Annotated in this window: 9 protein-coding genes; 3 read left to right on the forward strand and 6 right to left on the reverse strand. The window is 67.0% G+C overall.

Translation table 11 applies throughout. The features are described from left to right. Nucleotides 1–196: 196 nt before the first annotated feature. The 4 genes from O5O53_RS08675 to O5O53_RS08690 all read right to left on the reverse strand — a co-directional run bounded on the left by O5O53_RS08675 (nucleotide 197) and on the right by O5O53_RS08690 (nucleotide 3,487). On the reverse strand, nucleotides 197–1,138 hold the full coding sequence (locus O5O53_RS08675; RefSeq protein WP_269511359.1) for an endonuclease domain-containing protein: 942 nt from the start codon (nucleotides 1,136–1,138) through the stop codon (nucleotides 197–199). A gap of 211 nt (nucleotides 1,139–1,349) precedes the next feature. Beyond that, nucleotides 1,350–2,081 carry an ABC-2 transporter permease family protein gene (locus O5O53_RS08680; RefSeq protein WP_269511361.1) on the reverse strand — a complete coding sequence of 244 codons (732 nt, stop codon included), beginning with the start codon at nucleotides 2,079–2,081 and terminating at the stop codon, nucleotides 1,350–1,352. Beyond that, nucleotides 2,074–3,015, reverse strand: a complete 942-nt coding sequence (locus tag O5O53_RS08685; RefSeq protein WP_269511363.1) for an ABC transporter ATP-binding protein — start codon at nucleotides 3,013–3,015, stop codon at nucleotides 2,074–2,076. The genes O5O53_RS08680 and O5O53_RS08685 overlap by 8 nt, the downstream gene beginning before the upstream one ends. Continuing rightward, on the reverse strand, nucleotides 3,008–3,487 hold the full coding sequence (locus O5O53_RS08690) for an NUDIX domain-containing protein (RefSeq protein WP_269511365.1): 480 nt from the start codon (nucleotides 3,485–3,487) through the stop codon (nucleotides 3,008–3,010). The genes O5O53_RS08685 and O5O53_RS08690 overlap by 8 nt, the downstream gene beginning before the upstream one ends. A 37-nt stretch (nucleotides 3,488–3,524) precedes the next feature. Here O5O53_RS08690 and O5O53_RS08695 point away from each other — a divergent pair, with 37 nt between their 5' ends. From O5O53_RS08695 to O5O53_RS08705, 3 genes are read left to right on the forward strand one after another with little or no spacing between them, the layout of a single operon-like run. Beyond that, complete coding sequence (locus tag O5O53_RS08695; protein WP_269511368.1) at nucleotides 3,525–4,910, forward strand: GlnX family signal transduction membrane protein; 1,386 nt, start codon at nucleotides 3,525–3,527, stop codon at nucleotides 4,908–4,910. Continuing rightward, the gene (locus tag O5O53_RS08700; RefSeq protein WP_269511370.1) at nucleotides 4,907–5,914 is read left to right on the forward strand and encodes a glutamate ABC transporter substrate-binding protein; all 1,008 of its coding nucleotides are present in this window, start codon (nucleotides 4,907–4,909) and stop codon (nucleotides 5,912–5,914) included. The genes O5O53_RS08695 and O5O53_RS08700 overlap by 4 nt, the downstream gene beginning before the upstream one ends. Beyond that, nucleotides 5,911–8,334, forward strand: a complete 2,424-nt coding sequence (locus O5O53_RS08705) for a serine/threonine protein kinase (RefSeq protein WP_269511372.1) — start codon at nucleotides 5,911–5,913, stop codon at nucleotides 8,332–8,334. The genes O5O53_RS08700 and O5O53_RS08705 overlap by 4 nt, the downstream gene beginning before the upstream one ends. A gap of 144 nt (nucleotides 8,335–8,478) precedes the next feature. On the opposite strand, the gene O5O53_RS08710 is transcribed toward O5O53_RS08705, so the two are convergent. Together O5O53_RS08710 and O5O53_RS08715 are read right to left on the reverse strand one after the other, a co-directional pair. Then, nucleotides 8,479–10,905, reverse strand: coding sequence for a hypothetical protein (locus O5O53_RS08710; RefSeq protein WP_269511374.1), 2,427 nt, complete (start codon nucleotides 10,903–10,905; stop codon nucleotides 8,479–8,481). Nucleotides 10,906–10,911: 6 nt separating this feature from the next. After that, on the reverse strand, nucleotides 10,912–13,702 hold a 2,791-nt coding region (locus tag O5O53_RS08715; RefSeq protein ID WP_269511376.1), incomplete at its 5' end, for a Rib/alpha-like domain-containing protein.

The raw sequence follows: 13,702 nt of genomic DNA on the forward strand, positions 1-13,702 counted from the left end.
CAGACGATTGAAGTCGACACTCGGCGACGGCTACACCACCATCGCCGAACACCGACAAGCACTGAGTGCATAACAACGAGACAAAGTCCCCCAAATGCACTCCAAGAATTTGTCCGCATCCCCGTTTTCGACGGGTAGCCGGCTGTAGGTAGCCGGTTGCGCGCGAGAAAGGCCACGGCACGGGTTCGACCGGGGCCTAGCGCGGGCGACGAGTGGTAGCCGGAACTCGTACCGATGGGTTGGCATCCGCCTCCGCCTTGCTGGCCAAAATGCGCCGTACGCAATCTTCAGGGTCCTGGATGATTTCGGCGGGGAAAAGACGAATCACCGTATACCCTTGCTCCCTGAGCCACCGGTCGCGTTTCTCCTGCTTAATCACTGCCTCGAAAGGCTTCTCTTTGAACTTGAGGTACCCGTCGATCTCGATGACCAGCGTCCCCCACAGCAGGTCGACTCGGTAGTACCGCCCGATCCACATCTGCTCCCTCACCTTGATTCCGCGCAACGCCAACAGCACCCTCACGACGGACTCGAATGGAGACTCCGACAGCGATGAGCTCAAAGCGATAGCCTCTTTCACGCGGCCGATCCCCCGCTTACCGCGCATCCGCTGCGCTACCGCCAGAATTTCGTCGCACCACATCTGTTGCTGAAGCGGCGCCATCTCGCGGTATTGCCCGTCGATGGCCGCAGTAGCGTCCGGGACACCATGGAATCTGGCGATGTCTACGACGGTGCGGGGTGGCGTCGTCAGGCGAAGGGTTGCTCCCGCGCCCGCACGGTCAATCGGATCGCGGACCACGGTGTCGATCTCGGGAACACTGATGTGCCGGTACACCACCCCTGCCGGCCACTGCTTCTTCGGCGGCGGGTTGCCGTTGCACTGTGCTAGCTCTACCAGCTCTTCCCGGTTGGGAACCACCCACATGCCGTGCATGCGGGCAGCAGACCGGCCAACGAGCACCGCCTTATACGCCGCAGCCGACACTGAGTAGCAGCGGAGATACTCCTGCTCGTGCGATTCCAACGTGTCCCAGTCTGTGGTGGCGATAAACTTCGTTGCCGATAGCTGCCGGCAGTCCTGGGCCTCGGCGGTATGCCGTGACATCAGCATTCCGGTTAGACGCGCTCGATCCATGGTTCCCCCTTTGGTCCATCCCCCGATGACGCGGCCAGATTAGCAAACCACTCTCGGTCGTGCTCGTCTTCCTCACGCCGCGCCACCCCGAACACAAACACCGGCTACCTACAACCGGCTACCACGCCCTAAAGCGCCTGGTAGCCGGTGGTAGGTAGCCGGTTCGCGCGTTGACGCGCTGAGCGGTCCCAAGCCCGAGGCGCAGAACCCCCTACGCGTCGCGGGTCTCCAGCAGCACCACGCCGATGATCCACGCCGCCACGGCCCACACCGCGAAGATCAGAAGCGACACGGGCAGCGTCCAGTTCTGGGTGGGGCTGTTGGTCATGAACGCCATGAGGTTGCCAAACGGCAGGAATTTGGCCACGTCGGCGCCGTAGCGCGGGATGAAGCCGACGATGGATTCGATCAGCAGCATCATGCCCATGCCGGTGACCACGGCACCGGCGGTGTTGCGCGTGATCCAGCCGATGCCCTGCTGGAACAGGGTGATCAGCGCCATGCCGAGGGGGATGGCCCACAGGGCGCGTCGGGAGGCGGTGTTGCTCACCCAGTTCGCGGGCACGGGCGCGGTGAGGTCGCCGATGGTGAAGGCGACGGCAAGCCCCAGGAAGGTCGCCAGCGCAGCCAAAACAGCCCCGAGCACAAGCTTTGCGACGGCCACCTGCCACCGCTTCGGCGCAACCCTGAAGTTCGTCGGCGGGATGCCGAACCGGTACTCGGTGGTCACGGTCATGGAGGCCTGCACGATCACGACGATCGCGGTGATCAGCGCCATCGTGGCGGCGACGGTCAGGGGCGCATACGGCATGCCGCCGAGTTTGGAGGCGAAACCGAACAGAGCACCGAAGAAGGCGCCGAAGGCGATAATCAGCGCGGAGTTCCACCAGAAGGAGGCGGTGGAGCGCAGTTTGGTCCACTCGGCGGGAAACAGGTTAAGCATTGGTACCTCCGGAGACGTACTGGGCGTGGCCCTCGGTGGATTGCATGTAGGCATCTTCGAGGGAGGCGCGGCGCTCGGCAAGCTCGGACAGCGGCACCCCGGCGGCAAAGGCGACGCGACCGACGTCGTCGGAGGTGCGGTCCGGGATCTCGTACACGTCGCGGCCGTCGGCGTCGACCGCGCGCTTGAACGGCATGGCCACATCGGCGTGCTGCAGCGCGGCGGCCAACGCGGCCGCGGCGTCCTCGGTGGGGGTGCGCACGATGGTGGTCACGCCGGAGTTTTCGCGGATGAATTCGGCCACGGACGTGTTGGCCACCAGGCGGCCGCGGCCGATGATGATCAGGTCTTCGGCGGTCTGCGCCATCTCGGCGAGCAGGTGGGAGGACACCAAAACGGTGCGCCCTTCGGCGGCGAGGGACTGCAGCAGCTCGCGCACCCAGCGGATGCCGGCGGGGTCGAGGCCGTTGACGGGCTCGTCCAGGATCAGGTACTCCGGGTCGCCGAGCAGCGCCGCCGCGATGCCGAGGCGCTGCCCCATGCCCAGGGAGAATCCGCCGACGTTCTTGCCAGCCACATCCGTCAGGCCCACCAGCTCGAGCACCTCGTCGACGCGGGTGCGCGGCAGCCCGGCGGCTTGCGCTTGCCAGAGCAGGCTGGCGCGGGCGGAGCGGTTGGGGTGGACACCTTTGGCGTCGAGAAGCGCGCCCACTGTGCGCGACGGATTTTGCAGCGAGCGGTAGGGCACGCCGTTAATGTGCGCGGTGCCGGATGTTGGGCGGTCCAGCCCCAGAATCATGCGCATGGTGGTGGATTTCCCTGCGCCGTTAGGGCCGAGGAAGCCGGTGACGACGCCGGGTTTGACGGTGAACGTGAGGTCGTCAACCGCTTGGACGGCGCCGTACCGTTTGGTCAGGCCTTGCACTTCAATCATGCGGTTCAGTATGCACCATGGCTTTGGGGAGCACATTGCTTAGCGACGCCGCAAAGCCCGGGTGCAGCGCAAACCCCGAAATCTCGGCCAGGGGCACCCAGCGCAGTTCCTCCGACTCTTCGTTGGCGGTCACGGCCAGCGGTGCCTCGCACAGCGCGATCACGGTGGTGTAGCTCCACTCCGGCAGGTCCGTGGTGACCAGCTCTTCGACCACGTTTATGCGCTGCGGGTCGATGGCGCACTCCTCCACGGACTCACGCACCGCCGCCTGCGCTGGGGTTTCGTGGCTGTCGCGGGCGCCGCCGGGGATCCCCCAGGTGCCGCCCTGGGCGGTCCAGCCGGCGCGGTGCTGCAGCAGCACTTTCGCGTCCGCTCCGCTACCGGCGACGAGGAAGAGGCCGGCGGCGCCGAAGCGCCCCCAAAGTTTTGTGCCGTCGGGTGTGGTGACCCAGCCGTTTCCGTCGCCAAGCATGGCCCCCACTGTAGGCGCGAACAGTTATTATTGCGGAATGGTGACGCAAAGCAGGCCGAGCGACGACGCGTGGCTCGACGAGCTTGAAGCGCGCCCTGCGCACCCGCGCCTGCACGGCGTCCTCCACGGCCCGCTGGCCGGTCCCGTTCGCATGGGCCGGCGCGGCCACGCGTTCGCGCGGACCACCCCCGGCAAGCTCATCGTGGTGATGGTGCTGCTGACCGCCATGCTGCTGGCGGCGGGGCTGTCCATGAGCCAGTCCATGGCCGGCCGCAACCAGGCGCTGGACACGGTGCGCGAGGCGACGGAGCCGATGAGCGCGGCTGCCCACCTGCTGTCCACCTCCCTGCTGCGCGCGGACACCATCGCGGCGGGCGGGTTTGTCCAGCCCGGGCCGCTGTCGCACGAGGACGTGCAGGCCTACTCCGCAGCACTGGACACGGCGGTCAGCTCCGCCGGCGAGATTTACAAGGGCGCGGTGGAGGCCGACACGGCCACCAGCGAGCGCATCGAGGAGCTGGTCAGCGACATCCAGCGGGACCTGCCAGTCTACGCCGGCCTGAACGAGCGCGCACGCGTGAACCAGCGCATGGGCAACCCTGTGGGCGTGGCCTACATGTCGGAGGCGTCCAGCATCATGCGCACCCGTTTGCTGGTGTCCGCCTCGGAGATCAACGCGCTAACCCGCGAGGACGTGGCCAAGGAGATGCGGCGCCTCTCCGAGCCGCAGTGGGTGCCGCTGTCCGGCCTCGTGGCGGCGCTCGGTTTCCTCGTGCTCACCCAGTGGTGGCTGTGGCGGGTATTCCGCCGCCGCCTGAACAAGGGCTTTATCGCCGGCACGCTCGCGGTGGTGGTGGCGCTGAGCTGGGCCGCGGTGTCGAACTACCAGTCCTGGCGCAACGGCTCCGTGGAGTACGAGCGCGCGGCGAAGCCGTGGGAGGAGCTCACCGCCGCCCGCTTCGACGCACTGGAGACGCGCACGGACGAGACGTTCGCGCTGCTGCGCCGCCAGTCCGTGGTGCATTCGTCGCGGGCGTTCGACGGCACGTATGCGTCGGTAAGCGCGGCGCTCGAGACCGCAGAGGAGTACGGCGGGGAGCAGCAGCTTATCGACGACGCACGCGACGCCCTGCGCACCTGGGCCTACGAGCACAACGAACTCGTCGGCGCGCTGAACACGGGCAGCTACGAGCAGGCGGCGGCGCTGCTGGCCTCAGGCGGCGGGGCGGGCGAGGCGCCGTTCAGGGAACTGGACGCGACGCTGTCCAAGCTCATCGCGTCGTCGAGGGAGGGCACGCAGGCGTACATCGACGCCTCGCTGGACGCGACGCGGCAGGTCTCCGCGGTGGTGGCGCTGCTGTCCGTTTTGGCCGTGGTCTGCACGTGGCTGGGCATCCGCAGAAGGCTGGGTGAGTACCTGTGAGAAGGACATGGACCGCGTGCGCGGCGGTGCTGGCGCTGGGGCTTTCGGGGTGCTCGGACGAGCCGACCCCGGTGCGCGCCACCATCGTCCCGGAGCAGGAAACCTCCACTACCCGCGAGCTGTTGCCGCTGCCGCCCGGCGCGGCCCTCGAGGACGCGCAAGGGGTGCCGGCGGAGCCGTACGTGCCGGCGAAGCTGGACTGGGAGGGCTCGCTGAACCCCCGCACCGCTGAAGACGACACCCCGAACGTGGACCGCATCACGCGCCGCGGCCGACTGGTGGTGGGCATCGACCAGTCCCTCTACCTGCTGGCGTTCCGCGACACCGCCAGCGGCGAGCTGCGCGGGCTGGAGGTGGATCTCGCCCGCGCGATCGCCGACGACATCTTCGACGAGGAGCACACCGGGATCAACCGCCTGGACCTGCGGTTTGTGGACTCGGCGGCGCGGGCCGAGGCGCTGAACAACGGCGAGGTGGACATTGTCATCCGCACCATGTCCATTACCCCGGAGCGCGCGAAGTCGATCGATTTTTCCACCCCGTATCTGACCTCTGGCGTGCAGGTTCTGGTGCCGCGGGACCGGGGCGTGGACGACATCAACCAGCTTGGCGGCAAAACCGTGTGCATCGTCGACGGCACGAACCTGACCCAGATCGCGCGCACGTTTACACCGCATTCGAATATTTTGCGCACCCGCTCCTGGTCCGATTGTCTGATGGCCACTCAGCAGTTCCAGGCGGACGCGATCGTGGCGGACGATTCCATCCTGGCGGGCCTGTCCGCGCAGGACCCGTACGCGACGATCCTGCCGGGCACGCTGGCGTCGCAGTACTACGGCGTGGGCATCCCGAAGGGCCAGACGGACCTGGTGCGGCAGGTCAATTCGACGCTGGAGCGGATGCGTAACGACGGCACGTGGTCGCAGCTCTACTCCACCTGGCTCGGGGGCTCCATCGCGGAGTCCTCCCCGCCGCCGCTGATGTACCGCAAGGAGGAGCAGTGAGCACTGAGCAGGATTCTCAGGACCCGTTGGAGCAGCGCACCGAGGCCGTCGCCTTCGACCCGTTCGCGGACGACGAGGACGACGCCGAGCCGGGCACCGAGGCCGTCGCTTTCGACCCCTTCGCCGACGACAACGAGGACTGGGACGACGACTGGGATTCCGACGGCGAGACGGACTACTCCGCCATGGGCGAGATGGCCGGCCTGCTCAAAGACCTGGACAAGCTGCGCAAGGGGGGCAACCGCGAAGACCCCTCTCAGCGCTCGCGCCGGCTCGCCCTGGACACGTTCCGCGAGCGCCGCGGCACCCGCCGCGCCACCCGCGTGGTCGCCGACGGCATGGTGGAGCTGCCCTGGGTGGAGCCCACCGAGCCGAAGGAAGCGCTGATCGACCCGGAGCCGGCCGTGGTGAAAAAGGGCATCGCCCCGCCGGTGCTGCACCCCGGCGACGTGGTGGCCAGCCAGTACGAGATCATGGGCGTCATCGCCCACGGCGGCATGGGCTGGATCTACCTAGCGCAGGACCACCACGTCGCCGGGCGCGTGGTGGTGCTCAAAGGCCTGCACTCCACGGACAACCCGGACGAGGCGGCGGCCGCCGCGGCTGAGCGCGAATTCCTGGCGGAGATGACCCACCCCGGCATCGTGCAGATCTTCAACTTCATCGACGACCCCCGCGTCCCCGGCGGATTCACTGTCATGGAGTACGTGGGCGGGCCGAGTTTGCGGGCATGGCGGAATGCGTCGACAAGCAAAGTGCTCCAACCAGACATCGCCATCGCCTACATGCTCGAAGTGCTGCCCGCGCTGGACTACCTGCACTCGCGCGGGGTGGTGTACAACGACCTGAAGCCCGACAACATCATCGTCACCGAAGACCAGGTCAAACTCATCGACATGGGCGCGGTCTCCGGCATCGGCGCCTACGGGTTCATCTACGGCACGAAGGGATTCCAGGCGCCGGAGGTGGCCACCGAAGGGCCGTCCGTCGCCTCCGACGTGTACACCGTGGGCCGCACCCTGGCGTCGCTGGTGGTGGACCTGCCGCAAACCGACGGGGTGTACGAGCAAGGCCTGCCCTCCCCCATCGACGAGCCGCTGTTCCGCCAGTACACCTCCCTGTACCGGTTGCTCGCGCGATGCTGCAACGAGGACCCGGCCAAGCGCTTCACCAACCTCGTTGAACTGGAGGCGCAGCTGCTCGGCGTGCTGCGCGAAATCGTCGCTGTGCGCGACGGCCGCACCTACCCCGCACAGCACTCCCTGTTCTCCCCGCAGCGTACGACGTTCGGCACCAAACACCTGGTGTTCCGCACCGACCAGCTCATCGACGGCATCGCCCGCAGCGTGGACATCACCCCGCAAGAGGTCGTCGCAGCGCTGCCGTCGCCGCTGGTCAACCGCGACGATGTCGGCGCCGCGATGCTCCAGGGCTCCTCGTATGCCGAACCGCGCGAAACGCTGGAGACGCTGCGCCAGGCCATGACCACCCCGCAGTACGAGCACTCCATCGAAATCCCCTTCGGCGTCGTGCGCACCATGATCGACCTGGGCCTGACCACCCAGGCGCGCTCCTGGCTGCGCTCACTGTCGGAGCGCTTCGGCGACAACTGGCGCTACTCCTGGTACGCGGGCGTCGTGGAGACGCTGCTTGGAGACTTCGCCTCCGCGAAGGGTTCGTTTTCGCAGGTGCTCAACCAGCTACCCGGCGAGGCCGCCCCCAAACTGGCGCTCGCCGCAGTCAGCGAGCTCATCCTCCAGGAGGGCGGGTACCAATCGAGTGCGCTGCTTCACGACGAGCTCTCGCCCGCCGCTGCCGGCCTCACCCAACACCTCCGCGACGTGCCGGACGCCGTGTTCGAGCGCATGGCCGCCGACGGAGCCACAGATAACACGTGGTCGCTGACCGTGACCGCCCCCGAAGGCCTGCGCTTCCACGCCACACGCCTCTACGCCCTGGTGTGGATGACCAACCCCACCACCGTCTCCTCCGCGTTCGGCCTGGCCCGCATGCTCATGTGCGAAAGCGAAGTGGACCTGGCCATCAAGGCCCTGGACAAGGTGCCCAACGCGTCACGCCACTACCGGATGGCGCAGCTGACCGCCATTTTGTGCCTGGTTGCCGAGGGCGCCACCGAAGACCACATCCGGCTCGCCGCCCGCCGCCTCGAGCAGATCCCCTCCACCGAGCCACGCTTCTTGCAGATCAAGGTCGCCGTCATCGAGGCCGGCCTGACGTACCTGCGCGCCCACCAGGCCTCCACCAACGTTGCGCTGTTCGAGTACCCCTTCACCATCCGGGGCCTGCGCCGCGGCCTGGCCCAGACGCTTCGGGACCAGGCCCGGGTGGCGCCGTACCCGAAGCACCGGTACGCGCTGGTGGACCTGGCCAACAAGGTCCGCCCCGCCACCTGGTTCTAGGGGTTTGGGCGGCGGGGACCGAGCGGGGCGGCGGCCCGCCGACACATCGCGGCGGAATCTGTCAGGCGGGCCTTATCGTCCCTGGTCATCGCAAACGGCCGCCGTAATCTGTCGGGATTACGGCGGCCGTTTCGGCGGGGGTGCTTAGATGAAGCCGCCCATCGCGGCTGCGGCGCCGCCGAGGCCGACGACCGCCAGGATCGCGATGATGATGCCCACGATCGCGCCGGTGCTGCCGCCGGACGCCTTGCCGCCCTTGCCGGTCTCGCCGGCCTGGGTGTTCGGGGCCGGCTCGTTCCGGCTCGGGTTCTGCGTCGGGTTCGTGCCCGGCTTCGGCGCAGGCTGGGTCGCGCCGTTGAGCTCGGTCACGGCTGGGCGTCGATTGCCAGTCTGCACAGGCTGGTTGTTCTTGGTGGGCACCGGTGCCGGCTTGGCCAGGGTCGGCTTCGCCGGGTCCTTTTTGCCCACGGTGTCGCGCGCGGCCTGGAGGTACTTGGAGTTGTTCTTCTCCAGCTCCTGGACCAGCTGGTCCATCTGCTCGGTGGTGTAGTTGAGCACGGAGAACTCGTTGGTCTCCTCGGCGACCAAGCGGCCGTCGGCGTTGAAGACGCGGAACTTCACCGGCATGGAGGAATCCTTGTAGCCGGCGGTGTTGGCAATCGGCACCTCGACGTTGTACTTGCCGTGCTCCTTGAGCACGCCTTCCACCGGGTAGGTCTTGCGGAACTTGCCGCCCGGGTAGTCCACCTGCAGGGTGAACTCGTGCAGGTCAAGGCCCAGGTTGGACAGCTCCAGGTGCACCTTGGAGTCGGAGCGGTTGGCGATAATGACGTTCTTCACGCCGTCGCGCTCGCCCAGCACGCGGATGCCGGCCTTGCCGTTGTTCTCCTCCGCAGCCATGAGCACGAGCTCATCCACTTGCGGGTGGCTGTGTCCGGACTCGGACGGGTCCTCGGACACGCCGGTGGAGCCGGTGGCCTTGGCGATCTCGCCGTTGACGATGTCCAGGTTCTGCCAGTCCGGTGCGATGTCGTAGCTGCCGGTGAAGCACTTGGCGGTGCCGTCGTAACAGGCCTGCGGAATGCTGGTGTTGTCGTTGTCTGTGGAGTTCTTGTCCGAGTAGTCGAAGTGGCTGAACTGGTACAGGTAGTTCATCACGGACTTGTACTTGGGCACGTAGGAGCTGTTCGGCTTGTCCACGTTGGACGCGCCAGAGTGGGTCAGGCCCAGGTTGTGGCCGAATTCGTGGAGGATGGTGTTGCGCATCTGCTCCTGGGACGTCATCAGGTAGTTCTTGGCCACGTAGAACGCGCCGTCGGAGATCAGTCCGTTGCCGGAGGACAGGTTGCCCGCCTCCTGCTGGTCGCCAATAATGCCGACGCGGAAGACGGACTGGCGCGCACCGAGCAGATTCTTGCGGTCCTTGACCAGGCGCACACCGGGCACCTCTGCGCGGCCGTTGTCGTCCTTGAAGTAGATCGGCGCGTAGTCGATGGTGTCGCCGCCTTGAGGCGTGATGCCCGGGATGTTGTTGTAGTAGTCGCCGGCGTCGATGTGCATGTTGTAGCCGCGGCGGTCGAACAGGTCCACCAGGTCGTTGAGGATCTTGCGCGACGGGCGGTAGACGTTCACGTTCGCGTCGGCGCACTCCAAGAACTCGCCGAAGTCCTTCTCCGTTGCGGCGTATTCACGCTTCTCGGAGCAGCCCTTGGTTTCCCATTCGGACTTCATCCAGTTCAGCTGGAGGAACAGGTCCGGCTTATTGGGGTCTGCGCCCCAGCGGTGCAGCGGGAATTCGTTGCCGTCGGCGTCGGTGTAGCCGTTGATCTCCCAGTCGTCGGGCAGGCCGTCGCCGTCGGAATCCTTCAGTGCTTCGTTGGCGTCGCCGGCGATGGTCATGCGTGCGCTGAGCCTATTGTCGTGGCGCTGCCACACGCCCGCGTAGTAGCGGTCGCCGTCGTTCCTGCCGGCTTCTGCAGCCTGCTGGCTTTCACCGGTGCCGGTGGTGTCGGCGCCCTCGAACTTGGTGTTCAGCTTGTAGCGGCTGCCCACGTCGATGGTGTACTCGTTCGGACCGGCTTCCTCGGAGCTGAACGGGTAGTCGTAGGACATCAGCCCGTCCGTAAGCACCAGCTTCAGGTCCCGCTTGCTGTCGCTTTTCAGCTCCACCCGCACGTCCACATTTGCGGGGGTGACGGTGAAGGTGCGCACGAGCTCCACGCCGAGGTTCGGGTCGGTGTGGGTGAGGGTGACCACGTCGCCCTCACTGTTGGAGGCGGGCTCCACCTTGGTCTTCTCGCCCGCGAACTCGACCTTCTGGCCGTCCGCGTAGGCGTCCAAGTAGAAAGCGGTGGGCATCAGGCCGTAGGCGAGGCTGTTGTACATCAGCCAGGACACGCGGCCCTTGTTCACGTCCACGTTCTGGAAGCCCTCGGCGGCGCCGGTGGTGACGCCGACCTGGTAGCTCTTGGACAGATCCACGGCCGCATCGGCCTGGACCGGCAGCGTGACGCCGGCGGTGAGGCCTAGCGCGACAACAGCCGCGATCGCTCTTTTACCTGTGTGCATCATGTGTCCCTACACCCACTGCTCTAAAAAGTGTTGAAATTTATCGCAATTATCGTACAGAACCTTGCCAGCTGTACCCAACAAACCGAGCACCGCCAGCGCCCACACCCACGGCGAGGGCTTCGAGGAGCCATTGCTTTGCGACGACCCTCCGGCCGCAACGCCATCCACTTCCACCGTCACATTGAACTGGCCCGTGGAGCCGTCGGCGAAGCGCACGTTCACCGGGATCTGCTTGACCTGGCCGGCGGCGTCGGCCGGGACGCGGAACTCGAGCACGCCGCGGGCACGGTCCAACGAGACTTCCCAGCCCTGCGCGTCGAACTCGCCCAAGCTGAACGGGTAATCCGCGGCCTTCTTGGGCACCGGCAGCGTGACTCGTGTGGTGAAGTCGGGGCGGCCGACAGCGGAGACGTCGTCAAGCAATGTGCTCTCGGTGAGCGTGCTCATGCCGGACTTGGTGCGGACCTCAACCCGCGCCGAGGTGATCGTGCTCGAGGAATCCTCGAACGTGACCTGGACCGGAATGTCGCGCGGGCCCGGGACGGTACCGTCGTAGCTGGCGACGGTGAGCTCGCCCGTCACCGGATCGATCTGCGTGCGCAGCCCCGGGATCGGCTTGACCAGGGAGAACGACGCCCCCGCGACGCTCGGCCGCAAAATTGCGGTCTGGCCGGCGTTGATGACCACACGCGGGTACTCCACATTCGCCACCGCCGCGGTGCCGCGCACGGTCGTTGCCGGCACCTCGACGACGCGCTGCGAACCGTCCGCGAACGTCACCACAACCGGAATCAGCGCCGCCTGCGGGTCGTCCTCGTCGCCGTTGCGGGCGACCGTGATCTCGCCCGTCTTCGGGTCCACGGACACCTGCCAGCCCTGCGCGTCGAAGGACGCGGCCAGCGCGTAGGTCGTGCCCGCCGGGGCCTGTCTCGGCGCCACCGTGACCGGGGTGCCAGCCTCGGTGACTTTGACCGGGCTCCATGACACGACCTGGTTGGCGGCCTCCGACTTAGTGGACACCGGCACCGTGATCTCCTGCACGGAGCCGTCCGGAAGCGTCAGCTTCAACGGGATGTCAAAGTTCGCGCCAACCGGAGCATCCTCCGACACCTTCACGGTGATCGCGCCCGTTTCCGGATCAACCTCCACCGGCAGCGCCGTCAGGCCGGTCTGCTCGAAGGTCGCGCCCGGGGGCATCGAGCCCGTGGGGAACATGCGGATGTTGCCGTCCGCGTCGAAGAACGGCTTGCCGTAGCCCGCGGCCTCGGTGGAGTCCGCCAACGACTGCCCCTTAAGCGCCGCGATGCGGGCGAAAACGGTGGGCTCGTTGTCCTTGTCCGAGACCGTGCCGTCGGAGTACAGCACCGTTACCGGGACAGTGATCTGCTCTGGGTTCTCCTCCGGGGCGGTGGCGTACACCGCGCCGGTATCCGGGTCGATGCTGACGTCCCAGCCCTTGTAGGCCTTGTTCGCGCCGAGCTCGTTGCCCTTGTCGTCGTACACCGGGGCGAGCGCGTACTGGCCGATGTTCTCGCCGTCCTTGTTGACGGGGAACGTGCCGTCGAGAAGCGGCACCACAACAGTCTTGCCCGGCTGCGCCCCCAGGCCCTCCTCGTAGGCGGGGGTGTACGCCTCGTTCTGCGCGCCGGCGTCGACGTGGAAGACCGCGGTGGCCTTGCCCGTCGTGCCGTCCGGGTAGGTGAAGTCGACCGGGACCTCGATGGTCTCGCCCGCCGGGGTGCGCAGCGGCGCCTTCACAGTGACGACGCCGGTGTCCGGGTCGACGGTTCCCTCGGCGCTCTTGGTGGAGAACTTCGTGCCGGCAGGAAGCGGCTGCTTTGCGTACTCAATGCCGTCGCGGTTGACGTTCGCGATCGGCGTGCGGCTCGAGTTGGTCTTGCCCGCCTGGACGTAGGAGTCCTTGTACTTCACGCCGCTGATGCGGTCGGCGTCGCTCACCGGAGCGGTGACGTTGACCGTGATGATGTCGCGCTCCCCCGCTCCGGAAACCACGTCGACCGTGTACTCGCCCGGCTTGACGTCGCGGCCCGGCTCGGCCAACACCTGACCATCCGACGCCACGGACAGCCACTCCGGCGCGTCGCCGTCGACGCGCACGTTGACGGTTTCGGACGGCTTGCGGGAAGGCACGGTCACCTTGGTGGTGCCAGCCTGCACGGTCAGCGCGTCCCAGGCGAAGTCGTCGACCGACGGGGCGGGCTTCGCGGTGGTCGGCTTCGGGGTGGTTTGTTGTGCCGAGGTGGTCGGCTTCGGAGTGGTTTGTTGTGCCGAGGTGGGCTTGCCCGAAGTCGGCTGGCCAGCAGTCTGCTGTGCGGACGTGCCCTGGCCCGAAGTCGGCTTGGAGGTCGACGGCTTCGTAGTCGTCGACGTCGGTACCGGCTTCGTGGTCAGTCGGCCAGAGGTCGGCTTCGGAGCCGACGTTGTGGGCTGCGCGGACGTTCCCTGGCCAGACGTCGGCTGGCCAGCAGTCGGCTTGTTGTCCGACGTCGGCTTCGCAGTGGAAGTCGGCTTGCCCGAAGTCGGGGTTGCCGAAGTCGGCTGCGAGGTGCTCGGCTCAGAAGAACCTGGCGTAGACGGCTTCGTGGTCGTCGGCGCCGGCGTGCCCTGCCCCGACGTCGGCTGGCCAGTAGCCGGCTTGCCCGAAGGCGGAGTCGTCGGCTTCGGAGCCGACGTTGTGGGCTGCGCGGACGTTCCCTGGCCAGACGTCGGCTGGCCAGCAGTCGGCTTGTTGTCCGACGTCGGCTTCGCAGTGGAAGTCGGCTTGCCCGAAGTTGGG

Source organism: Corynebacterium faecium (assembly GCF_027257105.1).
Lineage (GTDB): Bacteria > Actinomycetota > Actinomycetes > Mycobacteriales > Mycobacteriaceae > Corynebacterium > Corynebacterium lehmanniae.